We start from the raw sequence: 26,395 nt of genomic DNA, 5'->3' as shown, positions 1-26,395 counted from the left end.
GTTTGGGAAGAGGATGTTTTCATGATGCAAAAATAAGAATTTTAACGCAATCCCCCAAGGTTTCAGACTGAGCCAATCGACTCCCGATACCATTGTGCTGGATAAAATGTTCAAGCAGTACCAGCCTGTAAACGGAAACATCGTCTTCAAGAAAGCGGATGAGGATGCCAAAATGAAGGAACTGGTGTTCGAAAACGGTTACGTGGTAGAGTATGAGGAGGCACTGAATGTGGCTAACGCCTATCCGATGACAGTCAAGTTCGCCATTTCCGCACAGACCGTGAAAATGGACGAGGCTACGTTTACACAGGATTGGCCGGAAAACAACTAACGGTTGTTTCCTAATCAAAGTTTTAAGGTGCCGGAATATACCAATTCCGGTTATTTCGGCACCAAAAAACATACCGACTGGTCGGTTTAATAATTGAAATTCATAGTTTAAGATAGTATGGGAGCAAGTTTTCTGAATTTGGTGGCTACTAAAGTGACCGTGAAAGGAGAAGAGCAGAAGTTCGTTTCATTGTGTCTCCGTCAGGGTTTTAACCGGCATCACACCTTTACCGTGGTGGTGAATTATCTGTCGCCTAACAATACGTTCCAACAAACCCCGGAAAAATTCATCGGTTACATCGGGGAGACCGCCAGCATTTCGTTTGCCCACAAGCAGACGGGTGAAAGTTATGATTTCGAGGGTGTCATCACTCGGGTGGAAATGGTTGGAAGCATGGGTGAGACAGGCGGAGTGGCCATTCATGGAGCAAGCCCTACGATACTCTATGAGAACAACAGGACACTCGACTCATGGATGGACCAGTCCCTTTCCACCATAATAAAGGAGGCGACACAGGAATATGGAAAGGTCAACCTGGTTTCCAACCCCAAGTATGCGACGCCTATACCTTATATGGCGCAGTATAATGAGAGCGTCTTTGACTTCATGAACCGCCTCTCGGCACTCTATGGGGAGTGGTTCTATTATGATGGGACAAAAGTGTATTTCGGAAAGCCGGAGAAGGACAATACGGAGAAAATCGTTTACGACATGGATCTGGAAGAAGTGCGTTTGGTTGCCAACCTGATACCGGGAAAATCTGCAAGATACGATTATGTAGCGCAGGAGAACAAACAGCATAATGCAGATACGCCCGCCAAACCGGATGGTATGAACGATCTTCAGTCCATTGCGCACGGTTGCTCCGAAAAGGCATACGCCGCAAAAACAACCTCGGCAGCCAATCCTCATATAACGGACAAGGCAGGATTGGACGAGCAGATGAAAGTCGTCAGAAACGAATCTGGAGCCAATCTGTTGAATATAAAGGGTATAGGAAAGACTTGTCGGATCAGGATCGGCGAAATCATTGATGTCTCTTTCCCTGACAGGATGGGTCTGTCTCCTTTAGGAAAGTTCCGCATTGTCGAAGTCGTGCACGAGGTACGCCGTGACGGACACTATACGAACTCCTTCGTCGGTATTCCGGACGGTACGGTACATATCCCTGTCCCCGATGTGAGGCTTCCGCTGGCGTTGCCGGAACTGGCTACGGTAAGGAAGAACGATGATGAGAAGGGGCAGGGACGCGTGAAAGTAGCTTTCGACTGGCAGAAGAATGATAAGACAACCAATTGGATCAGGATGCAGAGTCCGAATGCGGGAGTAAGCGATGCGGTTCCCAAAAATCGCGGATGGGTATTTGTCCCGGAAGTCGGAGACCAGGTCATGGTCGGCTATGAGCACGGCAATCCGGATCGCCCTTATGTAACGGGAGCTATGTTCCATTCCGCTTCGGGAAAAGGTGGCGATGAGAACAACAAGACCAAAAGCATCATCACACGCAGCGGTAACGCCATCGTTTTCGATGATGAGACGGGAAGTATCGTCATTACTGACCGGACGGGAAAGCAGCTGATTCTGCTGGACGGCACGGATGCCATTACCGTCATGGCGAAAAAAAGCGTTACCATTACCAACGAGGATGAATCGGTCATCATAATGGACGAAAAGTCGATAGGCTTGCAGGCGGATACCATTTCCATTGAAGGCAGGAAAAGCGTGACGTTGTTGTCCGGCAACGAGAACATGGTACTCAGCAGCGAGAAGAATATAATCAGTGGAAGCGGTACCAATATAAAAATGGAAGCGGCCAAAGAATATGACCTGACCACCCGGACTGGGACGCTCAACGGTACGAACCTCGTAATAGAAGGCACGGCGGATGTGGCGGTTTCGGGAGGAATGGTAAAAATCAATTCGTAATCCGGTTGGTTATGGGAGCATCTGCATCTGTTATACAGGAATATTACAAAGCGGTCGATTACTGGGCGGATATAGCCGGTAACAGGGACTGGAAACTGTCTGTATGGATTGTCGGTCAGAATGATGTGGACCTGGTGGACAGGTTTCTGGAAATAGAACGTTCTCCGGTAGGACGGTTCGACGATATATTCTTTCGTTTTGATACTCCGTATAAGGGGGATGACGAGGAATACGCCGAACAGCTCTGGCAGGAATATGCGGGTTGGTTCTCGGAAAAGGTTGAGGAGAAGTATGATATTCTCAGGGCTCTGCGGCACGACGGGCTGTTGAGGGAAGAATATACCCCCGATGTGTCGGTTGAACATACGGCGGGCAACTTGTGGAGAGAGATGTTGCGTTTCAAGGCATGTATCTCCCGGTTGGATGATGCCTTTTTCTGTCTGTACTTTCCTCCGGAACAGGAAAGGGGGTGCTCCCGGACAGGATGGTTCGGCAATGTGCTGAAAGAGGGCGTCCCGCAGGGAATCCGGATGACAACCATTGATTTGAGAGGGAACAGGAATGTCAGGCTGGACGAGTCCCGGGAGGTGGTTTGCATACGCCCCCGGTTCGATATGGCGGCGGCATTGCATAACCGGATGGCACGGTCGGATAGCGGTAATGACCTGATTGCGCCTGAAAACCGGTTCAAGCAGCAGGTGACGGTTGTCATGGATTGTACACAAAAGCAGGATTGGAAATTATTGGACAGGGAAATCCGAAAACTATTGGATATTTCCAAAGAAATGAAGGATACGAATATCCGGACTTCCGCTCTGTTCATAGCGTCTGAGGCGTGTTACGCGATCCGGGAATACAGGCATAGCATGAAGTACAGTGATGCGACCATCAAAGAGGCAGAGAAGGCGATGGAAAGTGGCGAAGCGGCAGGATACAGTTATTGGAAAATGGCCGTATCCATGAAAGCGGCGATTCTGACAGCCGGGAAAAAACGGGAGGAGGCGGTTGCCTTGTATGAAGGGATGGCACGGAAAGCCATCACGCAAAAAGACCCTTATTATGTCATGGAAGGCTACCGCATGTGTGGTTTCCTGCGCTACGAGGATGGGAAGATGGAACAGGCTTTCGAGTATTTTTTGCTCGCCCTGTCCGGGGGGAGTTACCTTTCCGGGGAAATCAGGCGGAGTTCCACGTTCACTTACGCGGCACATCTGGCTCTTCACACAGGAAGACAGGTACGTTCCCCGCTTGATGTCTCGATTTTGGAAGGACAGCTCCGGGAGTGGCTCGGGGACGACTGGAAGGAATTGGTGGACAATCCGGACATGCAGCTGGCGAAGGCCAGAAGAAAAGGGGGTATTTTCAATTGACAGAGATTTAATTAACATATATTTTTAATTTAAAATTGAATAAGTATGGACCTTGGAAATTATGGAATCGGCGGAAACGAGGTGAAGATTGACGCTTCCGAAGGTATTGCGGAAATTCCACAAAACCGAACGTTATTGGTGGAACAGTTGACAAAAGACGAACCGGTGGCTCCCGAAGTGATCGCAGGCTTGACCAACATCGACGAAGTGTTTGCACATTTCCGGCCGGAAATAGATATCGAGTTCTCGGATGCGGAGGGGGCTCCCGTAGAGGAAAATTTCCGTTTTCAAAATGTCGGCGATTTTTCTGTCAAGAAGATGACGGAACAGAGTCCTTTCTTGTCCGGGCTGAATGCGGAGAAACAGTTTGCGGACAGGATGGAGAAGTCATTGCGCTCCAACAAGGTGTTGCAACGGGTACTGGAAAATCCGGAGACACGCGGGGCTTTCGTCAATGCGATTTCCGCCATTCTGGACGATTTGAAGAACAACGAGAAGTCTAATCCTGCTAATGAATGATAGTTATGAGCGAACAGAATACACAAAGAGAAGCTGCCGTACAGCAGCAACAGGCTGTGGCGCAGTCCAGAAATCTGAATGCAGAATTGCAGGTTCTGGCTAAGTTTGGAGGTTTTAATGTCCTGGAATCTTCCGTGGACGGCATACAGAACCTGAACCCGGAACGTAAGGCGCGGCGGAACATATTCCTTTCCGATCCTGAACGGGCGGGTGAGCGCAAGGAACTGAAAAAACGGCTGGAAATGTGGCTGGATATGCTGGAGGGTAACAAATCCATCAGCGAGATGGTGGAATTGTGCCAGAAGAAATCGGCGGCGGTATCCGGTCTGCTTTCCCAAAACCAGTTGAAGGCGGTAGAGGAGGTCAAGCAGTTGGAGAAGTCTTACCGCACGGTCATGCTCTTCTACAAGAATACGGATTCCGACAAGATCAAGAACATCTCCATCGTGAACGCTTCGATGGACCAGCTTACCGATTTGGACAATTCTTTCTTCATTGATGCCATTGCGAACGAGCTTCGTGCGAACTATGACCGGTTGGACTTGCGTACCAACTACTCTCTTTTGGTTATTCCCGGGTATTTGGGTTCCAACAAGGTGATTGAAAAATGGGCAAAGATAGCACATGACAACAAGGTAATGATTTACACCGATTTCGCTGATTTGGAAAAGCCGGATGACGTTATAGAAATGTTCTTTGACTCCAACCTTTCGGGAGGCGATGTGTACAAGTCCAATGTATGTATGACCTGCAATTACCTGGTGGGACGCGGACGTTATGCGGAACTGGGTGAAACGGAAGATTTGTTGATTCCTCCTTCTGCGGCGTTGGCGGGCAGTGTGTACAAGACGGTAATGGCACAGGTTACCGCCGGAAAGAAGTACGGTTCCATGAGTGAGGTGGACGGGGTTGCATTCAACCTGAAAAAGAGTGAGATCTCTGAAATCGAGAAGATTGGCCTGATTCCGATGGTGAAGGAGTACGGCAAGGTGATGGCTTTCTCTGCCAAGACTCTGTTCAATGGGGATAACCTGGGATTGCAGACCTATTCCGTGGTCCGTGTGTTCGACTGGGTGACGAAAGTGCTGATGGACTTCCTCAACCGCCGTGCCTTTGAAAACTGGAACAGCAAGGCGGAAAGGGATTTGCGTGGTCAGATCAGCAAGTTCCTGGACAGCATACAGGGACCCGGACGCTTGATTGAGAAGTTCAAGATTCTTCGTTTCGAGCGTGACCCGAAGCAGAAAGACCGCATTTTCCTCGACATTCACCTGACTCCTTATTTCCCGGCAAAGAGTTTTGTCATCAAGCTGGAAGGTACAAAAGGGGATGACGAGAACGACTGGAACAGCGATTATGCGCAGGATGCATAGATAAAGTCCTTTCTTAGACGGCCGGAGTGTTCCGGTTGGTGACTCCGGCTGTTTCCTTTTTTACATTCTAAAAATTTCTCACCATGTCAGATGTGTTCAAGAATATAGCTGACGCTACCGGCGATAGTAGTGTCAGACGGGGCTTTGCCGACCTTTTTGCAGACTCCAAGGCGGCTTTGGACGAGATTCAGGCAGGTTTGGGCGGAATGCTTCCTTCCATGCCGGGTATGCCTGTCGCCAAGTTCGGCGATCTGTCCATAGGGATAGACATGCATCCTACCGTTACCCCTCCCTCCCCCATCATGCCTGTACCTCACGTGGGTAAGGTGTACGACCTTATGGCGGACATCATGGCAGGCATAGCGGCGGCTATTCCGCCTGTGACCGGCGGAGTGGCGGGAGTGGCATGCAGCATCCTCAAGAGCATGGCCCCGTCGGTAAAGGTACACAACCAGTGGATTGCGCAGGCGGGTATCGGCATTGTGCATCTGCCTGCGTTCGTGCTGCATCCGGCTCCGTTGGTCAGCGGAATGTCCGAGTCGGAAATGTGGATGGGTAGTTCCACAGTCCTGGCGGACGGTGCGCCCTGTTCCACCCTCACACATCCGGCGCTCTCCTGCAATATCGTAGGAGTACCCACAATTCCCCGCAAGGGAAAGCCCAAGAAGGTGAGCAAGGCTTTGCTTGCTCCCACTTCCATGCTCTCTACCATCACATCGGTAGGCAAGCCTGTGCTTGTGGGCGGACCGCCTACCATTGACATATTCGCGTTGGCAATGAAGTTCGGGCTGAAGGGCTTGGGTAAAATGTGGAAGAAGATAGGTGACCAATTCCAGAACCTGATTGACAGACTGAGAAAGAACGGTATGAACAAACTGGCGGACATCCTCCAGCCCATAAAATGCAAGACATTCGGCGAACCGGTGGATGCTGCCACAGGCAGGGTATATCACACCAACGTGGATTTCGAGCTGCCCGGTCCCATCCCTATCGTTTGGGAACGCACCTATTACAGCGATGCCGCCGTGGACGGTCCGTTGGGGTATAACTGGCATCATAGCTACAATCTGGGAATACGGCAGTTGGAGGAAGGAGCCTTTCTGTTCCGCCATGCTGACGGACGGGAGTCTTTCCTGCCCGTACTGAAACCCGGAGATTCCTATTTTGACCGTAAGGAACAGTTGTCCTGGACGCTTGACGCTCGGGGTTATCAGCTTACAGACATCCGGGGACTGCAATACCGCTTTGACGGTCCTGAAAACCGTTTCGGCTACCGCATGGTGTCGGACATTTCCACGAAGGACGGGTTCCGGGTCCGCTTCGAATATGCTTCGGGGGGAAGGCTGGCAGGAATTATATCCTCACGGGGAGAATTTCTGAAAGTGGAGACCGACGAGTCGGGACGGGTACTCTGCGTATCTGTGGATCAGGACGGTGAGGAGGTGAAGCTGGTCCGCTATCGTTATGATGACCGGGGCGACATGGTGGAAACCATCGATGCGCTGGATGTCAGCAAGCATTTCATCTATTCCGGTGGGCACCTGCTGGTACAGCTTACCAACCAAGGGGGTATGTCCTTCCATTGGGAATATGAAGGTAAGGGGGAGAATGCCCGCTGTGTGCATACATGGGGCGATGGAGGCGTGATGGAATATTTCATCCGTTACGGCAAGGGATATACCCATATCCGCAACGGGGAAAATGCCGAAACCGAATATTATTACGGTGAGGACAAACTCATCTATAAGATAGTGGATGCCAACGGAGGAATTACCCGTCACCAATACAACAGCTTTCAGGAACTGGAGGTCACGGTCAATCCCGAAGGCTATACCCATAAGACCGCCTACAATGAGTTCGGCCGGCCGGTGCGGATAACGGACGAAAACGAGGAGGACACCTTCTTGGACTATGACAAAAACCGCAATTTGGTTTCACTCCGCACACCGGGAGGCAAAAGGCTTTCATGGGACTATGATGAACAGGATCGGGTCATCAGCCGTACCACGTTGAGCGGAGAAACAGTGAAATATGCCTACGAGGGAGGCGTGTTGCGAACCATAACGGACGGACTGGGGCGTGTCTATACGCTCACATTCAACGGACGTTACGATTTGGAGCTGCTACAGTTCCCCAACGGGCTGTTCCGTCGGTGGGAATATGACGGCAGGGGCAGGCTCATACAGGCGGTGGACGTCAAAGGCAATGCCACCCGTTATGCCTACGACCGCGCGGACAACCTGATACGGCTGGAGGAACCGGATGGCAACGTGCACCGGTTTGAGTACGATGCCATGGGGAACATGGTACATGCCAAGGACAACATCCGTGAGGTAAAGTTTACCTACGGGGCGTTGGGGGTATTGAAAAGCCGTGAGCAGGACAGGCACTGGATTACGTTCGGCTACAACAGTGAGTTGCAGCTCCGCCGCATCGGCAACGAGGCGGGCGACAACTATTTCTTCGAGCTGGACGGACTGGGGCAAGTCGTTACGGAAATAGGTTTCGACGGCTTGCGGCGTGAGTACGAGCGCGATGGTGCGGGACGTGTTACCCGTGTGAATCGCCCCGGGGACAAATGGACGGAATACTTGTATGACGGACTGGACAACATACTGAAGGAGGAACAGTATGACGGAGAGATATCTCTTTACACGTACGACAAGGACGGCATGCTCATTAAGGCGAAGAACAGCGAGAACCTGCTGGAGTTCACCCGTGACAGGAAGACGGGACTGGTTACAGAGGAAAGGCAGGGAGAATACACCGTCAGCCGCACCTATGACAGCGAAGGCAACTGTACCCGCATCACCAGCAGTCTGGGAGCGGACATCCGTCATACCTATGACCGGGAAGGCAACCTGCAGACCATGCAGGCAGGTGAAAGCTGGCAGGCATCCTGGGTACGCGACAATACGGGGCTGGAGGTGCAGCGCACCTTCTCCGGTGGCGTAACAGTCTGCACCGAGCGCGACGGTTTCGGGCGCGAGGTGCGCAAGTCGGTCCGGTCGGGAGGCATCGAGCGTGGAGCATACCGCTATGAGTGGGGGATTGCCAACCGACTGCTTTCCAAGGAGAACGAGCTGACGGGAACGGTCATGCGCTACGACTACGACCGTTTCGACTTCCTTATCCGGCAGGAAATTACCCAAGGTTCGGAAACGGACGTGATTTATCGTGTGCCGGACTTCGTGGGCAACCTCTTCGGAACCCCGGACAGGAAGGACCGCAAATACGGTGCCGGTGGAAAACTTTTGGAAGACCCGGATTGTTTCTACCACTACGACGACGAGGGGAACCTCATTTTCCGTGAGTTCAAATGGTTGCAGGAAACGGGCGTAAGGTACGATCGCAAGCGCATGGAGAAGGAACGTAGCATCCACTGCCTGGCTACAGGCATGGGATGGCTCTACGAGTGGGCGTCCAACGGTATGCTGAAGAAAGTGATACGCCCGGACGGCAGGCCGGTGGAGTTCCGCTACGATGCGTTGGGACGACGCACAGCTAAGCAGTATTTCGAAAAGGTCACACGCTGGGTGTGGGATGGAAACGTGCCTTTACATGAGTGGAGCTATAAAACCATTGACTTACAATCAGACGAAAAGGGAAACACCCTTCCAAAAGAACCGGTAGAAGATATTACTACCTGGGTGTTCGAGGCAGGTACGTTTGTACCTACGGCAAAGATACAGGAGAGCAAGCAGTATTCCATTGTGTCCGACTACTTGGGTACACCCATCCAGATGTACGACGGACAGGGAAATAAGACTTGGGACTGCACGCTGGACATTTACGGAAAAGTGCTTGCCGTTGATAAGGGAGCGGAGTTTGATTGTCCGTTCAGATTCCAGGGACAGTATGAGGATATTGAGACTGGATTGTATTATAATAGATTCAGATATTATGATGCAAATATTGGATCTTACATTTCTCAAGACCCTATTGGATTATTAGGAGGAAATCCAACGCATTATAGTTATGTGTCTGATAACAATAGTTTAACAGATGTATTAGGGCTGTCATGTACCAAAGAACTGAAAAAAAACATGCGCAAAGCACAGAAGGAATTAGAGAAAAAAGGAATGACGAATAGAGCTTGGCATAAAGAAAAAGGTTCTGCGGCACATCACATTGTAGCTGGTGATGATCCTCGAGCACAAGACGCACGTGATATTTTAGAACTATATAAAATAGATATAAATTGTGCTGAAAATGGTATTTATCTTAAACATATTGATCCTAATAGCAAACAATCAGGAGCATATCATAGAATAATACATACAGACCAATACTATAAAACCGTAAATCAACGAATTTTAGATGCTTCAAACTTTGGTGGAAGAACTGGAGTTCTTAATGAGTTGCAAAGATTACAAGAAGATTTATTATTTAACAAACAAATTTGGTAGCTATGAATATATATAAAATTGAACAAGACTTTGATAATTATAAGTTCTTTGTATTCAAGAAAGATGACGAATTACATAAAAACAGATTGAATTTTAAAGGTCAATCACTCGCCAATGAATGGAAAGGATTTAGTTTAGAACTTTTTAATGATAAAAGAAAAAAGAAAGATAAACGAAGTGAAGATTTCGATGCATCTTGTTACTTTTCTGGCTGTTTAATAGTAAATAAAAGAGTCTCTTCATTGTTTGCTAAAAAACTGAGTGGACAAATAGAAATTTTGCCTGTCAATGTAAATGAAAACACTTCAGATTATTACTTTATAAATGTTTTAAATACAGTAAATGCCTTAAATACAGAGTTTAAAAGCAATGAAGAAATATTAAAGATGATGAGAGATAATAACAGTGATTTTAATCAAAAAAATATCGGATCATATATCATATTTCGGGATAATATTTTTTATAATAATTACTATTGTACGAATGAATTTATAGATTTCATACAGCAAAATGCAATTACTGGGCTGAAATTTACATGCGCAGGTATTGCTAAATAATTGACATGACTGTTTTTTAGGGTGTCCAGTTCTACTTTCTCATTTTTGATATTGATTTAACAACTTAATCTATTGATTATCATTGGGAATAGTATTGCTTTTAAGTTCAATTTTAATAGACGAAAAAGTATTGCTAAATCATTAGGTCAATTTGATTTAAAGAGATATGATTATCAGCACTTTGGAACTTGTATCATATCTTTTTTGAACTAAAAGCTAGAACATCAAACCGGAACCTTGACTATTTTTAACAACCACCAATCCCAACGGATATTAATCACCCATCCCGGCGGAGTAATCCGCCGGTTACTAAGTATTAGGATTTATAATCCTTGAAATCCCCTCTAAAAGTATATGGAGATAAGCAGGATACCAATCTTTATAAATCTGCGATTGTTTGTTTAATTAGTAAAAGGACTTAAAATAAAAAGGTATAATCAAGCTGTCCAAGAACTCTTATCTAAAACATAGCATAATGCACATAACAGGATATGAGTTTTTGGACAGCCTACGACTATCCTTATTAAAAATAACGCTGTACAAAGCATCACCTCACATCACTCAACTCATGGCCCAAATCAAACCTCAACACATAAAAAATACCATTTTCCACATAGCCAAAACACCTGTTCCGCTGAGTGATTCTGAATTTCTTAATGCCTTTCTTCCATAAGTCATCCGAAAAATAACGCTTGCTTTTCTTATTCTATTATACGTTTTATAATCCAATCCTTTGTCCGTTGCTATGGCAATCCAATTCTTCAAATTTGTGGAATGAATCAATAAACTCGTTTTGGTTCTCATCGTCAATAAGGGAAAATCCATGAATGTCATCTATAAGGCTGAAATCAAGTTTCCCTCCGCTGAAACGAGTCGTGATATACTTCTTGAGAAGCAATTCCCCTTCCTTTTAAACAAGATGGAAAACAATTACTTCTCTTTCCATATATTCCCCACCGGAATAGCGACTTCGTCTTTGGTTACAACAACCGGATGCTTCTCATACAAGGAGCGTATAAACGACAGAAGGCAGACCACACGGGCGGTGGCTTCGGCAACGGAACTGCCGGATACATCCGCTTCGTCTGCCAGGCAATGCGCATTCGGTTCCTGCTGGGGGCATCGTGCCAAAACGGATTACAAATGGCACGTGCCAATGTACTCTTGTACCGTTTCGCTTCGTCTATGATACGGGCTTCCGGTGCTGTCGGCAAATCATTGATAGTTCTAAAACATAAGCCTAATAATCATAACTTTTTTAAAACCGGGTTTGTCGCTTCCGTTTTTTAAATTACCTTTGTAGTTACTTAGTATAAATGAAACATATTCAATGATTAACAGCATATTATTAACTGATTTTACAGGCTTTGCAAATATCCGGTTTGATTTCACCAAAGGGATAAACGTCCTTATTGGCAAGAATGGTACGGGCAAGACGCACGTTCTCAAATGCTTGGCAGCAACTTTGCAGGCACGCCATGACTTCCTCGGCAAGAACTCAGCTTCCAAGGAACAGTTTGAGTATATCTTGGCGGAAGACATGATATTTTATTTCAAGCCGGATGTCATAGGCAACTTGGTCAACAAGGGAGTGCCTTCAGGCAGGGCGAACATTACAGTCACGATAGACGGCAAACTGTTGCGATACAGCTTCTCATCCGCTTCCAAAACAACTGTAAAATTAGAAACGGACGAAAAGTGGGACGACCGCCACTTTATCTATATCCCCCCACGTGAGATGTTCTCTTTGTTCGAAGGTTTTATCGGTTTGAGCAGTAAGCGTGAAATTTCATTTGACCAAACGTATATCAACCTGGCACACGCGTTGTCACTCCCCATATTGCGTGAGTCGGAAGACAATCCGTTGAAACCGGCTATCGAGTTGCTGGAGCAGGAATTGCAGTTCAAGGTTTTGCAGATGAACGGACGTTTCTATATACAGACAGAAAAAGGGAACATGGAAGCGCACTTGGTGGCGGAAGGACTCCGCAAGCTGGCTTCCATCTTGTACCTCATACTGAATGGGGAAATCAATGCGGACACCATCCTGTTCTGGGACGAGCCCGAAGCCAACCTGAATCCGGCTCTTGTGAAAGTCGTGGCAAAGTTTATCCGCGTGCTTCAGGAATGCGGCTTGCAGATTTTCGTCGCCACTCACGACTACCTGCTTACACATACGCTTTCTCTCTATTCCGAATACAAGGAGCACACGAACATATCCGTCAAGTTCTTCGGCTTGAAAAAAGAAGATAAGGGAATTATGGTAGAGGAAAGCGAAACCTTGGCTGGCATACAGAACAATCCGATATTGGAGGAATATGCGGCATTTTACGATTTGGAACAGCAATTCATCAACAGATATGAGTGATTTTCAGGAAAGCGGTATAAGCTTCAAGTTCAGCTCTCCCCAATGGGCTGTTGTCAAGTATGATGAACATTTGGCACACAAAAAGGTAAGCAATGCCTTGCAACCTACCAAGGCGGTGGACTTCTTGGGCATTCACGATAACAGACAGCTGTTTCTGGTCGAGGTGAAGAATTACAGGGGGCATACGCACGATGCGGAAACTCAAGAGGTTCTTCAGGCAAAAGGCGACGAATTGATGCGCAGGATTGCTGTCAAAGTCAGGGACACGATTGCCACGGCAACCAATGCGGCACGTTTCTCAACCAACGATGAAGATTTTTTCACCCGGATTAACCGGTTGCTGCTTGACGGGCAGAAAAAGATAGTCATCATTGCCTGTATAGAACTGGATGTGGCAGATGAAAAAGGACATAAGGTTCGTATGAGTATTTGGATGCAAAAACTAAAGCAAAAGTTGTCTTGGTTACATGCCGCTAAAATTTCCATCAATCCGGTTGAAAATATTTCCGATGTATTGCCGGATACGGAAATCTCGTTCTTATAGTCTCCCGTCAGATTCTGGTATCCTTTGCCACCATTCTTTTATGCTCCCTTTTTATTGCGGATTGATTGCATAGCCTGTTTATGTATTGTTTTCTGAAAAATAAATCCTGTATTTTCCTCTTGTTTAAAGGGAAAAAGATATATTTGCAAAAACAGACCCGTTAATCGGTTTGTTGCCGAACGGAAAGTGTTTGCTCGAATGAAAATAGAATATATTATTGAGGTTGCAGTGATTTTCGGCGAAAAACGGAACTCCGGTACGAAACTTGATGCCTACATTTGCACTGTTAACAAAATGTTTCACTTAAAACCAATTGTTTATGGACTATACCCAAAAGATTAAGTTGCTGAACGAACTGATGCTCAATGCAACGCCGCAAAATGTAGATTTCACGCCGCAAAATGGCAATTATTGTGTGACGCTGATAGCTACGCGCCCTGTTCACACCTGGGGATATCAAAAACGTAATTTCAAGATTAAGGGACGGCTGGAAGAAGGCAAGACAATCTCTGCCGACTTGATAGCGGAAAATGAAATGCTTTTTGGAGTGGAAAATCTGCCTTACGTGGCACACGAGAGTGACCGTACCCCTATCTTCAAGATTATTCGTGCTTCCATTTTCTGCGCTTATGCGGGTTTGCAGCTTACGGACCTGCATCGGGGAATGCGGAAGATTGCCTGGTCAGATTATCCTTTCAAAAAATCGGATAAGGAAGAACAGGCAAAAGCGGAAATCAGATTCATGAAAAGGCTGGCATCGGTAATGACTGTTCCGGATCACTGTATGATAGGACGTTCCGTGGTGACCCATCTCACTTCCACCCGTTTGCGGGATGTTATACTGTACAACAAAGAGTACGAACCATCCTTATATGAAAAGATAAAGGATTCCATTGAATCCTTGTCTCACTTCATTCCGGCAAAAGACCATGCCGACAATGTGGTTCCCGATGTGTTTGTCTCCCAACAGGATTGGGAAAATCCCCGTGACACTTATGGGCATCAGGTCGTCATACTCAACGCCAAAAGCAAAAGGAAAGAGCAGTTCTGGTGGGATTACCTGAAACTCAATATTTTCTTGAGCGATTTGGAGTATTATTTCGGTTACTATATCTTGATGAACCGCTGGCAGATTCCGATGATCCAAAAGTGGATTGCCGAATACCGTGAAAAAGGTCTCTTCGAGTCCCAGCGTGCGAAAGATTATCTTTTGTTCTATTTGAAAGCCGGAGAAAAGACACCGGTTCGTGTCTTGAACTCCCAAGGAATACAAGTCAAAGTCAAGATGATTCCAAGATAAACAAGTAGCACACTGCCTCTTATTGGGAAAAGTCAAACATACATTGCTATCAGTATTTCTCTGCCGACAGTAATGTACAAATGTATATTTGATTTTTCCCTTTGTTTTTATGGGAGATATTTATATTTTTGCGCTTAAAAAATACCGTACGGTCGGTATTTTTTAAGCGCAAAAATATAAATATGGAATTGATTACTGGAAAATGGAGTAAAAGACATAGAGGAACATCTCTGTTTGAAATTCCACTTTCTGTTTGGGTTCCTCTATGTCGAACAAACCGACTAATCGGCTTATTTGAAAACAAATATAAGAAAACTCGCTCACATACGGATGGATTTCAGAGGAATAATGCAAAGTGCTTGGACGAGAAAGGGATAAGTCGTTTTGTTCCACATTCTTCCATTTGAGGTTTTTGACCTGTTTTTGGGGAGTTAGGCAAACAAATCGCTACTTATCCGTTGCCTTTTCGGGATTGAAAATAGGTATGAAATTTACTTCCAAAACTGTTTTTCTACCCCTGTTCACCACCGCAAGAACGCTGTTCTGTCTGTTTTTTGCTAATGCAAAGTTAGTCAAAATTTTCCGTATCAGGAAAAAATACAGTCTCAGATTGGAAGTCAAGGGGGCTTTTTCTATATTCCGCTATATTTTTCATGCCATTCATTTGCTCGCTATATAATAATTTTGCAAACAAAGGAATAGGTTATGAATCAGGCAAATGTAAAGGTGTCGTTCTACCTGAAAAAGAGCGAGGCGGATGCCAATGGCGAATGTCCGGTAATGGCTAAGTTGAACATCGGAAAATACTCTGAAGCGGCATTCAGCGTGAAGATGAAAGTGCCGCAATCCCGATGGACTTCGGGGCGTGCGTCTGGCAAGAGTGTGACGGCAAAGGAAATCAACAACCGGCTGGATGAGATCCGTGCGGTGGCGTTGAGTATCTATAACGAGCAGTCTGCCGTCCGTGACGGTGTGACCGCTGAGGAAGTGAAAAGCATTTTGCTTGGAATGGCAAGCGGGCAGGAAACACTGTTGAGCTATTTCAGGCAATTCATCAACAACTTTGAAAAGCGAGTTGGAGTCAACCGCACAGCCAAAAGTTTGCAGGCATACCGCAATGCCTATAGGCACATTGAGAAGTTTCTGCAAGAAAAATACAGGCTAACGGATATTCCTTTCTCGGCATTGGACCGCTCCTTCATCGACAAATACGACCTGTACCTTCGTACCGAACGCAATCTCGCTCCCGGAACCGTCATCAACCTGACCGTCCAACTGAAAACCATCGTGGGTGAGGCTATCGCTGACGGTATCATTACCGTTTATCCGTTCATGGGTTACGAGCCGGTTCGTCCGAAAGCGGTGCAGAAGTATCTTACCGATGAAGAGCTGCAACGGCTTATGACCACTCCGCTCCATAGGCAGACACTTTACCTTGTCCGTGACATGTTCCTGTTTTCCTGCTTCACCGGCATTTCATACAGGGATATGCGCTCGCTGACAAAAGAAAACCTGTCGCTTGCGGAAGACGGCACATGGTGGATTAAAAGTGCCCGCCAGAAGACCAAGATAGAATTTGAAATCCCCTTGTTGGACTTGCCGTTACAGATTCTGAAAAAGTACAGTGATGCCGTTTCTGATAACAGGCTGCTACCGATGTATTGTAATTCCAACATGAATCTCTACCTGAAAGAGATTGCCCGGATTTGCAACATCAACCGTCCGCTGGTATTTCACGTGGCCAGGCACACCTACGCCACGGAAATCACCCTTTCGCATGGGGTTCCTCTTGAAACCGTCAGCAAAATGCTCGGACATAGCCGGATTGAAACCACACGTATTTACGCGAAAGTGACCGATGACAAGATTGATTCCGACACAAGGACTTTGAACCGGAAAATATCGGAACGTTTTTCCGTCGTGATTTGATTACCTCTTAAAAAAACAAGAACATGGAAAAGAATATAGAAAACCAGAATATCAAGCGGCGTAGTACATTTGCCGTATTGTTCTATATAAACCGCACGAAAGTCCGCAAGGACGGAATGTGCCAGTTATTGTGCAAGGTAAGCATCGATGCCGAATGGGCACAGATAGGAACCAAAGTATCCGTCAATCCCTCTATTTGGAATCCCGACAAAGGACGCGCCGACGGACGGAGTGAAAATGCAGTTACGGTGAACCGCGCCATAGATGACCTGACAGACGAGATAACCGGACATTACGACAGGATAAAGAACAGTCTGGGGTTCATTACAGCGGAACTTGTCAAGAATGCAGTCAAAGGCATCGGGCAGAAACCACTTACCCTGCTTGCCTTGTTCAGGGAGCATAACGAGGAGTTCAAGAAGCGTATCGGGATAGACCGCATACAGGAAACATACGACTCCTACAAGCGTTCCTACAAGCACCTTTCCGCTTTTGTTCAGGAGAAGAAAGGCGTGGAGGACGTGACATTGAGAAGCCTTGACCGTGCGTTTTATGACGACTTCGAGTTGTTCCTGCGCACGAACCGCAACCAAAAACCCAAGACCGTACATGAACACCTGTACCGCCTGAAGAAGCTGACAATGCGGGCGGTCAGCCAGGGGACATTGCGCCGTGACCCTTACTGCCGCCTGCATCCCGAACTGCCAAAAAGAAAAAGCCGGCACATGAAATTGGAGGACTTGAAGACACTGATGACCACCCCGGTGGAGAAGCCTCAACTGCAATTCGTAAGGGATATGTTCATTTTCTCGACATTTACCGGATTGGCGTATGCGGACTTGAAAAAACTGTCGGTCAATGATGTCACGCAGGCTGAGGACGGCACATGGTGGATTCACATCCACAGGCAAAAGACGGATATGCTTTCGTCTGTCCGCCTGTTGGATATTCCCCTTCAAATCATCGAGAAATATCGTAGCCAAAGAACCGGGGACAAGGTATTCAATGTTTACAATCGTGGATATTTTATAACATTGACACGAGAGCTGGGACAGGTATATGGCTTTGATTTGACCTACCATCAGGCCAGGCATAATTTCGGGACCCACATCACCCTCTCGCTCGGTGTGCCGATAGAGACGGTCAGCCGCATGATGGGACACAACTCCATTTCCACCACCCAGCTGTATGCCCAAGTAACGGACACCAAAGTGGACGAGGATATGAAACGGCTAAAGTCCACAGGTTTCGGGAAACAGATACAGCTTTGCGAAGAAGATTTCATCGTCAAGAAAAAACGGGGAAGAAAGTCTGAAATGGCATAAAATAAAAACGGAGAAATGCCCTTTGTAAAAAGGAAATCATTTCTCCGTCTCTTTTAGTGAACGATGCTATACCCATCGTTGTTCTTCCCGGCAACGCTTGTAGGAATCCTCCAGTATCTTCAGAATATCCGATTCCTTATACAGAGTCTTGCCCTGCACCATGTAATAAGGAACCACCCCGAATGTCCGGTACTCCTGCAATGTGCGCCTGCTTACCCGCAGGACTTTGGAGAGTTCCTCGTCAGTGAGGAAGCGCTCACCGTTAAAGAGGGATTTCGGCATCTTCTCAATCACGGAGAGCATCTTCTCCATTTTTTCCAGCCCTTGAAACATCACGTCGATCCGAGGGTCTTTGTCGTCCAAGAAATGATAGCTCATAATCTGCTTTTTATTAAAGGGTGATAATTCAAATCCAACAATCTCTGTACGTCTTCAGGCTTGTAGAACAGCTTGTTCTTGATACGGCTGAAAGGCAATATCCCTTTGTTGCGATATACCTGTAGTGTCTTCTTGTTGATGCGAAGCACATCGCACACCTCCTGATTATCCAGCCAGTTTTTCAAGCCGAGGTCCTCGGCCGGACGGCATACCCGCGTCATCCGTTCCTCAAAATCACAGAACCGGACACGCAATTCTTCAAAAGTCTGTTTGTCAACACATATTATTTCCATAATCCTTGCTTCATTTTAATTAAACATTTGGCTGATGTCTGAACCTCGCCGGCAATGACTTGCCCTTTTGGTTGAGGAACGCCTCCACTTCGGATGCCTTGTAGTAGGTTCTCCCGTCAATCATGTAATAGGTCACGAGCTTCTTCTGGCGGTAACGCGCCAGCGTGCGTTTGGTGATGCCGAGCAGCCGGCACAGGTCGTAGTTGTCCAAGAGCGTGTCGCCGTCCAGGCATTCCTTCAGCTTGTTCATACGCTCCAATGCCCGCTCTATCCTGTCGAACCGTTCCATGATTTGGGCGAACATCTCGCTGTTTATCTGTAACATGAGTAATCTGTTTTAAGTGTAACTTATCGTTTGCTTACACCTTGTTGCGCAACAGGTTATATCATATTATAAGGCCAACAGCGTACCAATGACACCGATAGACACCAAGAGGAACTGATATAACATTGTATATCAGTGAAATAAAAATCTGAGGCTGTAAAAATGAATAAATGGCGAATCTTGCAAATTGCAAGATTTCCTTGCAGGATGCAATGGACTATCGCGAGGATTTGCGATAAATGAGACGGACAATCCCGTTTTTGAAAGCAACTGTCCTGTAAAGTTTCCAACGATTGACCGGAAGTCGATGCAGGCAGTCCGTACCGTTGCCTGTTGTCAGAGGAAGAATGTAGATGATGATTTCGTCAATGAGGTGGTAGATGGAAAGCCCGTGTAGCAAGTCAAGGCTCTTTGGGTCGGATATTTCTGAGGTAAAGGTAAAGGAGTCCGGTTTCTCGTCCTTTTCACAAATCAAGTCCAGCATGGGATAGCCGGGAAACAGCGTGAAGGTACTCCTCTCGTGCCAGAACGGGAAACCTTGGCTGTCCGTCTTCACCCATTGCAACAACTCTTCATTCGGGTCGGGAAGATAACCGTCCAATGTCACTGCCGTTATGATTTGTATTCTTGCCATACCTGTCCGTCTAAAAAAAGAAGCGTGGTAGCCACGCACTCAGACAGAGGCTCTGGTAAAGCCTAAAGGAGAACACGCAACACCACGCTATGACAGAGCATAGCATAAGCATTACGCAATCATTCTCCTTTAACGTCAATTTACCAGATTTCTGTCCGAGAAGCTTGCGCTCTTATGTTATATAATCAGCAGAGGGGTTTTCCCTCCACCGGTTTTCTTCTATGTTTCAGACCGGCAAGGCTATACCCTGCCAAATCTTTTGCAAATTTACAAAATTTCAGTCGGATTGAAAAATCATTTCAATATATTCTGTGTCAACACTGTTGCCGGAAATAGATAGAATATCGGGGATTATCTTATCCCGTATTTCTTCATCTTCCGGTACAGTGTTGAAGAGTTTACATTCAACAATCGTGCGGTCTGTTCACGATGCCCGTTGCACGCTTGAAGGGCATTTGCAATGGCTTCCCTCTCGCTGTTTTCGTCTTTCAAAGGCAATATGTCCGGAGTTTTCTCCGTAATCCGAATATCAGTCTGACTGTCTGCGTTCAAGTCCGGCAACTCCAATACAGGGGTTTCCGTAAGCAACACCGCCCGTTTGATCCGGTTCTGCAATTCCCTGACATTGCCCGGCCAACGATAAGAACGAAGTCGGTATATGGCATCTTTTGAAAAGCCTTTTGTCTCTTTCTTAAGTTCTTTGGAAAACCGTTCACGGAAAAATTCCGCCAAAGGCAAAATGTCATCAGCACACTCGGCCAAAGATGGCATCCTGATTTCCATCTCTGCCAGACGGTGGTACAGGTCTTCCCGGAATCGTCCTTCCTTGATGGCCCGTTCCAGATTTTCATTCGTTGCCGCCACAATCCGCACGTCTGCCATCCGCTCCCTGTCGCTGCCGATAGGGGTATAGGTATTCTCCTGCAACACTCTAAGGAGCATGGACTGTATGTCAATAGGCATCGTGCCGATTTCATCCAGGAAGAGCGTACCGCCTTTTGCCATGTCGAAATATCCGTTCTTTGCCGTATCCGCACCGGTGAAGGCGCCTTTCTCGTGTCCGAACAGGAGGGATGCCGCAAGTTCGCGTGGCAACGCTCCGCAATTGACCGCTACAAACTTGCCGTCACGTCCGCTGTTCGCGTGAATGCCCTGTGCCACGGACTCCTTGCCGGTACCGTTGGCACCGAGTATCAGCACCGACATATCCGACGGGGCTACTATCCTCGCGTATCTCTCCACCTCAAGTATTTTAGGGCAGGTACGTCTGAACAGGTCTTTCGGTTTCGTGCGGACAGTCGCGAGCGGACGGAATATCTCTTCCGCCAGTTCAAGCAGGTGTTCCCGGTGTACCGGCTTGGGCAGATAGTCTTTTGCCCCCAACTTGATGGCGCGTACCGCATCCGGTATAGACCCGTATTCCGTTGTCACTATGAATGGAATGTCTTTCTTCTCTTTTGTGAGCCACTCTAAAAGCGATATTCCGTCACCTTCAGGCAAGCGCACATCGGACAATATGAAGTCGAACCGATGCTTGCGTATCAATGCACGTGCGGCCGGTTCATGCATGGCGGTCATTACATCGTACCCCGCCTGTTCAAGCCAGTCTTTCTGGCGTTGTGACAAACTTATATTGTCTTCAACTATCAGTACCTTCTGTTTCATCGCTCATTTTCTTTATTTCCTTTTCAGCTTCTGTTATAAGTCCGGAGATGTGTCCTATCAGCAGCTTCACCTGTTCATTGACGGTATTCATATCGCATGCAGAATCGTTTAACGTGGTGCGGAGTTTTACCAGTGGAGCATCGGCCCGTAACAACTCCAACGAGGGCTTTATCTCGTGGGCTATGTCATGGAGCTTTTCAATGTCCCCTGTCTTTATTGCCGATTGCAAGTCTGCCATATTTTGTTCGGACTGGATAATGAAAGTTCTTAGCAGTTCTCTTTTATCAAGCACATCTGCCGTGAACGTGGCAAAATCCGGTGTATGTGACTCTTCCACATCGCGTGACACCACAGAAGAGACCATATCCAACAGTTCTCTCATGGAAAACGGCTTGTGGATGGAGTCCGTGAATCCGCCCTTTATGAATGCCTCTTTTTCTCCTTCTCCTCGTGCAGTCATGGCTACTATCGGAATTGTGTGTGAATTTCCGATGCTGGATTTGCGAAGCAATGCCAGAATTTCAAAACCGTTGGTTTCCGGCATCTGTATGTCGCTTAGCAGCAAGTCGTAATCCTGCCTGCGCATCTCATTGACCAGTTCTTTGGCATTGGAACAGGTGGTACACGATACTCCGTTGCGTTCAAGCATTTCCTTGGCTATTTCCAGTTGTAATGTGTCATTGTCTATAACAAGTACGCGCTGTGGCAATGGCAGACGGTCTTGCGGAACTGCCGACGCTTCACTATTGATTTTCTCATTGGAAACCGCTAACGGCAGGGATACACGAAATGTGCTGCCATGCCCGATTTTACTTTCCACATCAATGCTGCCTCCTAAAAGTTTGACCAATCCTTTTGTGATGGGCAAGCCCAACCCGAAACCTTCGGCATTCGCCTCAGACGACAGGCGTTCAAACGGACGGAAGATACGCGAAACGGTGTCTTGATCCATACCGATTCCCGTATCCTTTATTTCTATATAAAGCATTCCATTTTCATATCGGACATTGAACTGTATCATACCGGCGTTTGTAAACTTCACAGCATTCGTCAGTAGATTGTCTATAATTTGAGAGATACGATCCATGTCACCGCACAGTACGACATCCGTATTTTGGGAATCATGGTGGAATATGATTCCCTTATTATTGGCAATATGTGAAAATCCGGTCACAATACGTTCCAACAGATCATTAAGGTTGAACGGTACATTGTTGCAGGTTTCCTTGGACTCGTTCAGGCGGTACACGTCCAGCAGATTGTTCAGCAGGTGCAGGATATGTTTGCACTCCGTTTCGATATTTTCCAAATGGTGATTCCTGCGTTTCCTGTCCCGGGTATCTTTTGCCAGTTCGACATATCCGTAAATGATGTTCAGGGGGCCGCGTATGTCATGCGAGATAGTAAGTATGACGTTTTTACGCGTTTCCAGCAGTTCATTATTCCGGTCAATGACACCCTCCATCTTTTTCCTGAGCAGCGAATCCCGTTTCAGATGTTTCTGGATAATCAGGTACGAGAACACCAGCAGGAGGATGGCGGCGATGATCAGCCCGGTGATGATGGAGGTGGAGCGTTGGTGCGCTTGGGCTATCTGCTCTTCCCTGTCCCGGAAGGCGGCTTGTGCATGGTCGCTGATGTTACCGAGCAGGGCGAACAGTTTGCGGTTCAGTTCCCTGTTGCGGATGCGCAGGCTGTCGGTGTAATTCTCCATGTTGCGTATCCGCTCCGCTTGCAGGGCGATAAGCTGTTCGTTCAGCGAGCGGAGCTTGTCGGACGAGGCGGGCACTTGCACCGTTTCCTTGCCGCCGAACCATCCGGCTATGCCTTTCTTCTTCTGCACGACGGTACGGGTCTGTGTCGCTTGCCTTGCAGCTTCTGGCAGATGGTTCACCAGCAGGCTGTCGGCTTTGTCCTGCCGGTGGAACACCTGCATGATTTGGTGCAGGTGTGTCTCCTTGTCCGCCAACAACTGTTGCAGGGTATCTATCTGCGACAGACCGAATATGTAGCTATGGTTCGTTTGCAGCATTTGCAGCAGGCTGTCCACCCTCAGCCGTCTCGTTTGGTAGGCATGGTAGTCCTCATCCTCCCAAGCGATGACGCTCTCGCCCAATGAGGCGAGTACCGTGATGTTGCGGTGTATCTCGGATATGTCACGGCGTGCCTGTCTGATTTCGTAGGTGTCGGCCTCGATTTTCCGAAGGCGTGCGTGTTCATGGAAAAGAATAGCGGCCATGCTGATGATGACCGCCATTAACATCATATAGCCGAAGAGGATTTTAGCTTGCAGGGGTATGTTTCTGTTCATATATAACAAGGTCATATTAAACATCTGTATCGTAAATCCTCTTTTGCAGCAGGTCTATAAAGTTCATGGCATCCATAGGGGTGGAGCGAGAGAGGTCGAACGAGAGTATCATAGCCTGCAGGCTGTTGTCATACGAACTTTTGCTGCCCTTGCGGTCTTGCCCGCCCTCCGTTTTTTCGGGGATGGAGACCAACGCCTCCGCTTCGCTGCCGTCTATGCCGGAAAAGACGAAAGAACCGTCGTCCTGCCGGTCGATTTTCCCTCCGGCGGCTATTATCTGTTCCATCACTTTCCCTACATGGCTTTCCGGGAATCCTGTGGTCAGCACAAAATTTCCGCCTTTACGCTGCCGGTGCATGACACGGTAGCCTGTGGCGCGTGCCAAGGCGAAAGCCCCGCAACCGTAGGCGGAGAAAAACTTGCCCGACCGGGTCACGAGGAAACGGCTGTCGCCGAGTTCCTGCTGTTGTTGTATCAATTCGCGTTCTGTCATACAGTCCTCCTCAGTTCTTTGATTTCATTACAAATCTCCTCTTTTTTGCATTCAATCTGTCTGTACCGTTTTTTCAACACGACTTTCTCCAAGTGTCCGGCAAAATAGATGACCTGCCACCATTCCTTACCGATACGGCTCATGACCTTGCACCGCAGGTTGTAGGAGGAAAAATGCCGCATCATTCCCAAATAGGAGTTTATCGTACTGACAAACTCCTCCCCGTGGGTTTTCACGTAATCGGGCGAGCCTGCCGCCAAGCGGTTCAGGCGGTCGATGGCATCGTAGCAGAAGCCGACTGTGCGGTTGCTCAGGTATTTCCGCCCCGGAAGTATCATCCCTCCGATAAACAGGACACCTTTCGTGTAATGTTGCAGATAGATCTTGCGCGGGTGCAGCGACAGCCCGTGTTCGGAGAGCCAGCCGGCAATTTTCGCTTTCACCTCTATCAGGTGCTCTTTCGAGGGATGGACAAGCACCATGTCGTCCACATACCTGCCGTAGTGCTTCACGCCCCATTCTTCGCTGATGAGATGGTCCAGTCCGTCCAGGAAGTTAAGGGCGAGCAACTGGCTTGTCAGGTTGCCGATAGGCAGTCCGCACGAGCCGTCGGAATGGAACAGGCTCTTGTCTTTGGGCAATCCGCGCCAGCTTTGGGGAGGCGTCTTGCGGATGCAGTTCTTTTCCGGACGGTTGAATATCGTCTCACGGAGCAGATAGAGCAGTATCGCCAGGTCGTTTCCCCCGTAGCGTTCGTGCAAGAGTTCTTCGGTCAGGTCATACAGCCGCCTCTTCGATATTTTCATGAAGAACGAACGGATGTCTATTTTCAGGATATAGCAATCCCGCGTGTAGTTCTCGGAGCAGAGCCGGATATGTTCTTCCACCCGTTCTATGCCGTAGAGCGTACCCTTTCCCTTGCGGGTACTGTAACTGTCATCGATGAACTTCTCTTCCAAAAGCGGAACGAGCCTGTGGGCTATGAGGTGGTGTACAACACGGTCGCGGAAGTCGGCGGCGAAAATCTCCCGTTTCACGGGTTTGTTGATAATGAAAGCGATGGAACGCGAAGGGCGGTATGTGCCGGCATTGATTTCCCGCCACAGTTCCACACACCTCGTTCGTAATCGCTCTCGAAGGCAAGGGCATTGCAGGTATTGCGTTTCTTTTTACGGCACTCGAAATACGCCTCGAAGACATCCTCCAACGGAATGCCTCCGAGTTCCTCATCTGTAAAAAGACTTTGTTGCAACTCCATATCGCTATACCATTTTGTTTATCGTAAAGTTTTTATTGAAAAAGCCAAGACCGGACGCACGTAACTATTTCTGTTGTTCTTATTGTTGTTGTTCACGTTGCCGTTGTTCACATTCACATAAAGAGCGTTGTTCGCCGGATTGTTGTAGAACTCCGAGGAGGACCAGTAAATGTTGTCTGTTTTTGTCTTTGCGAGCCTCCCTGCACGAGGAAAGCCTGCCGACAACCCTTTTTCAATAATAAACAGTTCGCTTCGGGAAGCCTTGACCGCCCGAATCCCGACTGATAAATCATTGCCTTTTATCTTCCTGTTTCTTCATTCCGCGTTCGTTATATTGTTTCCAGCTCGTAGCCTGCTTGCCTATCTTCTCCAACAGCAGCCCGAACGAGGCGTATTTGCGCTCGGTAATGACCTTCTGCTCCACACATACGCGGAAAAGCATCTGCAACATGCGGTAACGGTCGAGAAATTCGGTCAATACGCCCACTTTTTCATAGCTGCTGTTCGCCTTGTAAATCAGAGAAAGCATATCCAAAGTCAAATCCACCATACGGCTGCCCATACTGTAGCGGAAGAAGCGCGGAAAATCCTGCGTCAGGATCAACAGGTTGTTCAACAACCGGTAAGTGTCGCGGTATAGGGGTAATTCTTCGGATAATGCCATAACTCGATTTTTCAAAAATTTTTCCGACCCGCTTCGCGGGTATTCAGCCTTTATCAACGAGCGGCTACGCCGCAAATAGATAAATAGATTGAATAGGTAAATAGGTCAGAAAGCCAAGACCGGACGCACGTAACTATTCCTGTCGTCCTTACTGTAGTTGTACACGTTGCCGCCGCTCACACTCACATAAAGAGCGCCGCTCGCCGGAAGGTCGCAGAACTCCGAGGAGGACCAGTACCAGTCAGACTTTAAGCCTGATACCACTGTCTTGCCTTCAAACAAAGAAGCGCGGTTTTGATAAACATTCCACATCTGGCCGATGGAGGGCAAAAACCAGCCGGTGCTATTGGCAGGGGACGGGACTTTGTGCGCATAATCCACAACGGCATAGTAGGTGGCAGGATAACCGGAATCTTCGGTGGC

23 protein-coding genes and 1 pseudogene are annotated in these 26,395 nt (G+C 47.6%); 12 read left to right on the top strand and 12 right to left on the bottom strand.

Annotated features, from left to right (window positions below; all coding sequences use genetic code 11):
- Positions 1-49: 49 nt before the first annotated feature.
- From tssD to ACESQI_RS22725, 7 genes are all read left to right on the top strand, one after another.
- Positions 50-331 carry a type VI secretion system tube protein TssD gene (tssD, locus tag ACESQI_RS22755; RefSeq protein WP_373127264.1) on the top strand — a complete coding sequence of 94 codons (282 nt, stop codon included), beginning with the start codon at positions 50-52 and terminating at the stop codon, positions 329-331.
- Positions 332-448: 117 nt separating this feature from the next.
- The gene (locus ACESQI_RS22750) at positions 449-2,257 is read left to right on the top strand and encodes a type VI secretion system Vgr family protein (protein WP_005942765.1); all 1,809 of its coding nucleotides are present in this window, start codon (positions 449-451) and stop codon (positions 2,255-2,257) included.
- An 11-nt stretch (positions 2,258-2,268) separates the two neighbouring features.
- The gene (locus ACESQI_RS22745; protein ID WP_008778763.1) at positions 2,269-3,627 is read left to right on the top strand and encodes a hypothetical protein; all 1,359 of its coding nucleotides are present in this window, start codon (positions 2,269-2,271) and stop codon (positions 3,625-3,627) included.
- A gap of 45 nt (positions 3,628-3,672) precedes the next feature.
- Positions 3,673-4,146 (top strand): hypothetical protein, encoded by a 474-nt coding sequence (locus ACESQI_RS22740; protein WP_005942760.1) that lies wholly within the window; start codon positions 3,673-3,675, stop codon positions 4,144-4,146.
- A complete protein-coding gene (locus ACESQI_RS22735) occupies positions 4,143-5,519 on the top strand; it encodes a DUF5458 family protein (RefSeq protein WP_005942757.1) in 1,377 nt (458 codons plus the stop codon). The genes ACESQI_RS22740 and ACESQI_RS22735 overlap by 4 nt, the downstream gene beginning before the upstream one ends.
- A gap of 83 nt (positions 5,520-5,602) precedes the next feature.
- Positions 5,603-9,928, top strand: a complete 4,326-nt coding sequence (locus ACESQI_RS22730) for a DUF6531 domain-containing protein (protein WP_008778764.1) — start codon at positions 5,603-5,605, stop codon at positions 9,926-9,928.
- Positions 9,929-9,930: 2 nt separating this feature from the next.
- Complete coding sequence (locus tag ACESQI_RS22725) at positions 9,931-10,485, top strand: imm11 family protein (protein ID WP_005942723.1); 555 nt, start codon at positions 9,931-9,933, stop codon at positions 10,483-10,485.
- Between the two features lie 718 nt (positions 10,486-11,203).
- Here ACESQI_RS22725 and ACESQI_RS22720 read toward each other — a convergent pair.
- On the bottom strand, positions 11,204-11,383 hold the full coding sequence (locus ACESQI_RS22720) for a hypothetical protein (RefSeq protein ID WP_008778766.1): 180 nt from the start codon (positions 11,381-11,383) through the stop codon (positions 11,204-11,206).
- A gap of 32 nt (positions 11,384-11,415) precedes the next feature.
- Positions 11,416-11,616, bottom strand: a complete 201-nt coding sequence (locus tag ACESQI_RS22715) for a hypothetical protein (protein ID WP_008778767.1) — start codon at positions 11,614-11,616, stop codon at positions 11,416-11,418.
- A 199-nt stretch (positions 11,617-11,815) separates the two neighbouring features.
- Here ACESQI_RS22715 and ACESQI_RS22710 point away from each other — a divergent pair, with 199 nt between their 5' ends.
- The 5 genes from ACESQI_RS22710 (at position 11,816) to ACESQI_RS22690 (ending at position 17,951) form a co-directional block, all read left to right on the top strand.
- Positions 11,816-12,853: an ATP/GTP-binding protein gene (locus ACESQI_RS22710; protein ID WP_373127260.1), complete on the top strand. Its 1,038-nt coding sequence runs from the start codon at positions 11,816-11,818 to the stop codon at positions 12,851-12,853.
- Complete coding sequence (locus ACESQI_RS22705) at positions 12,846-13,397, top strand: hypothetical protein (RefSeq protein ID WP_005942711.1); 552 nt, start codon at positions 12,846-12,848, stop codon at positions 13,395-13,397. Before ACESQI_RS22710 ends, ACESQI_RS22705 begins: the two co-directional genes overlap by 8 nt.
- A 319-nt stretch (positions 13,398-13,716) precedes the next feature.
- Entirely contained in the window at positions 13,717-14,697 is a 981-nt protein-coding gene (locus ACESQI_RS22700) for a hypothetical protein (RefSeq protein ID WP_005942708.1), read from the top strand.
- A 705-nt stretch (positions 14,698-15,402) separates the two neighbouring features.
- Positions 15,403-16,626 (top strand): site-specific integrase, encoded by a 1,224-nt coding sequence (locus ACESQI_RS22695; protein WP_005832231.1) that lies wholly within the window; start codon positions 15,403-15,405, stop codon positions 16,624-16,626.
- Between the two features lie 23 nt (positions 16,627-16,649).
- Positions 16,650-17,951, top strand: coding sequence for a site-specific integrase (locus ACESQI_RS22690; RefSeq protein WP_005832229.1), 1,302 nt, complete (start codon positions 16,650-16,652; stop codon positions 17,949-17,951).
- A gap of 66 nt (positions 17,952-18,017) precedes the next feature.
- Here the strand turns inward: ACESQI_RS22690 and ACESQI_RS22685 are convergent, their stop codons facing one another.
- The 10 genes and pseudogenes from ACESQI_RS22685 to ACESQI_RS22640 all read right to left on the bottom strand — a co-directional run.
- Positions 18,018-18,329 (bottom strand): helix-turn-helix domain-containing protein, encoded by a 312-nt coding sequence (locus ACESQI_RS22685; RefSeq protein WP_004319015.1) that lies wholly within the window; start codon positions 18,327-18,329, stop codon positions 18,018-18,020.
- Positions 18,326-18,622 carry a helix-turn-helix domain-containing protein gene (locus ACESQI_RS22680; protein ID WP_004319014.1) on the bottom strand — a complete coding sequence of 99 codons (297 nt, stop codon included), beginning with the start codon at positions 18,620-18,622 and terminating at the stop codon, positions 18,326-18,328. Before ACESQI_RS22680 ends, ACESQI_RS22685 begins: the two co-directional genes overlap by 4 nt.
- 19 nt (positions 18,623-18,641) lie before the next feature.
- Complete coding sequence (locus ACESQI_RS22675; RefSeq protein WP_004319013.1) at positions 18,642-18,947, bottom strand: helix-turn-helix domain-containing protein; 306 nt, start codon at positions 18,945-18,947, stop codon at positions 18,642-18,644.
- A 217-nt stretch (positions 18,948-19,164) separates the two neighbouring features.
- Positions 19,165-19,581, bottom strand: a complete 417-nt coding sequence (locus tag ACESQI_RS22670) for a hypothetical protein (RefSeq protein WP_034522606.1) — start codon at positions 19,579-19,581, stop codon at positions 19,165-19,167.
- Between the two features lie 351 nt (positions 19,582-19,932).
- Positions 19,933-21,246 carry a sigma-54 dependent transcriptional regulator gene (locus tag ACESQI_RS22665; RefSeq protein ID WP_005832224.1) on the bottom strand — a complete coding sequence of 438 codons (1,314 nt, stop codon included), beginning with the start codon at positions 21,244-21,246 and terminating at the stop codon, positions 19,933-19,935.
- On the bottom strand, positions 21,221-23,557 hold the full coding sequence (locus ACESQI_RS22660) for an ATP-binding protein (protein WP_347786950.1): 2,337 nt from the start codon (positions 23,555-23,557) through the stop codon (positions 21,221-21,223). The genes ACESQI_RS22665 and ACESQI_RS22660 overlap by 26 nt, the downstream gene beginning before the upstream one ends.
- A gap of 16 nt (positions 23,558-23,573) precedes the next feature.
- A complete protein-coding gene (locus tag ACESQI_RS22655; RefSeq protein WP_004319010.1) occupies positions 23,574-24,050 on the bottom strand; it encodes a hypothetical protein in 477 nt (158 codons plus the stop codon).
- Positions 24,047-25,162 (bottom strand): reverse transcriptase domain-containing protein, encoded by a 1,116-nt coding sequence (locus ACESQI_RS22650; protein WP_227980148.1) that lies wholly within the window; start codon positions 25,160-25,162, stop codon positions 24,047-24,049. The genes ACESQI_RS22655 and ACESQI_RS22650 overlap by 4 nt, the downstream gene beginning before the upstream one ends.
- Positions 25,163-25,597: 435 nt before the next feature.
- Positions 25,598-25,972, bottom strand: coding sequence for a four helix bundle protein (locus tag ACESQI_RS22645; protein WP_004319006.1), 375 nt, complete (start codon positions 25,970-25,972; stop codon positions 25,598-25,600).
- A 105-nt stretch (positions 25,973-26,077) separates the two neighbouring features.
- A pseudogene (locus ACESQI_RS22640) lies at positions 26,078-26,395 on the bottom strand (hypothetical protein); the annotation flags it as partial.

The sequence above is a fragment of the Bacteroides sp. HPS0048 genome, from assembly GCF_964240755.1.
Classification (GTDB): Bacteria; Bacteroidota; Bacteroidia; order Bacteroidales; family Bacteroidaceae; genus Bacteroides; species Bacteroides nordii.
The sequence above is the reverse complement of the archived record's forward strand: the minus strand, read 5'-3'. Positions and strand labels throughout refer to the sequence as shown.

Excerpts from the sequence above, each read along its gene's own strand:
- ACESQI_RS22700 (WP_005942708.1), top strand. The coding sequence starts at position 13,717 with ATGGACTATACCCAAAAGATTAAGTTGCTGAACGAACTGATGCTCAAT.
- ACESQI_RS22725 (WP_005942723.1), top strand. The coding sequence starts at position 9,931 with ATGAATATATATAAAATTGAACAAGACTTTGATAATTATAAGTTCTTT.
- ACESQI_RS22655 (WP_004319010.1), bottom strand. The coding sequence starts at position 24,050 with ATGACAGAACGCGAATTGATACAACAACAGCAGGAACTCGGCGACAGC.
- ACESQI_RS22645 (WP_004319006.1), bottom strand. The coding sequence starts at position 25,972 with ATGGCATTATCCGAAGAATTACCCCTATACCGCGACACTTACCGGTTG.
- ACESQI_RS22670 (WP_034522606.1), bottom strand. The coding sequence starts at position 19,581 with ATGGCAAGAATACAAATCATAACGGCAGTGACATTGGACGGTTATCTT.
- ACESQI_RS22665 (WP_005832224.1), bottom strand. The coding sequence starts at position 21,246 with ATGAAACAGAAGGTACTGATAGTTGAAGACAATATAAGTTTGTCACAA.
- ACESQI_RS22675 (WP_004319013.1), bottom strand. The coding sequence starts at position 18,947 with ATGTTACAGATAAACAGCGAGATGTTCGCCCAAATCATGGAACGGTTC.
- ACESQI_RS22695 (WP_005832231.1), top strand. The coding sequence starts at position 15,403 with ATGAATCAGGCAAATGTAAAGGTGTCGTTCTACCTGAAAAAGAGCGAG.
- ACESQI_RS22685 (WP_004319015.1), bottom strand. The coding sequence starts at position 18,329 with ATGAGCTATCATTTCTTGGACGACAAAGACCCTCGGATCGACGTGATG.
- ACESQI_RS22730 (WP_008778764.1), top strand. The coding sequence starts at position 5,603 with ATGTCAGATGTGTTCAAGAATATAGCTGACGCTACCGGCGATAGTAGT.
- ACESQI_RS22660 (WP_347786950.1), bottom strand. The coding sequence starts at position 23,557 with ATGAACAGAAACATACCCCTGCAAGCTAAAATCCTCTTCGGCTATATG.
- ACESQI_RS22745 (WP_008778763.1), top strand. The coding sequence starts at position 2,269 with ATGGGAGCATCTGCATCTGTTATACAGGAATATTACAAAGCGGTCGAT.
- ACESQI_RS22710 (WP_373127260.1), top strand. The coding sequence starts at position 11,816 with ATGATTAACAGCATATTATTAACTGATTTTACAGGCTTTGCAAATATC.
- ACESQI_RS22680 (WP_004319014.1), bottom strand. The coding sequence starts at position 18,622 with ATGGAAATAATATGTGTTGACAAACAGACTTTTGAAGAATTGCGTGTC.
- ACESQI_RS22705 (WP_005942711.1), top strand. The coding sequence starts at position 12,846 with ATGAGTGATTTTCAGGAAAGCGGTATAAGCTTCAAGTTCAGCTCTCCC.
- ACESQI_RS22690 (WP_005832229.1), top strand. The coding sequence starts at position 16,650 with ATGGAAAAGAATATAGAAAACCAGAATATCAAGCGGCGTAGTACATTT.
- ACESQI_RS22735 (WP_005942757.1), top strand. The coding sequence starts at position 4,143 with ATGATAGTTATGAGCGAACAGAATACACAAAGAGAAGCTGCCGTACAG.
- ACESQI_RS22750 (WP_005942765.1), top strand. The coding sequence starts at position 449 with ATGGGAGCAAGTTTTCTGAATTTGGTGGCTACTAAAGTGACCGTGAAA.
- ACESQI_RS22740 (WP_005942760.1), top strand. The coding sequence starts at position 3,673 with ATGGACCTTGGAAATTATGGAATCGGCGGAAACGAGGTGAAGATTGAC.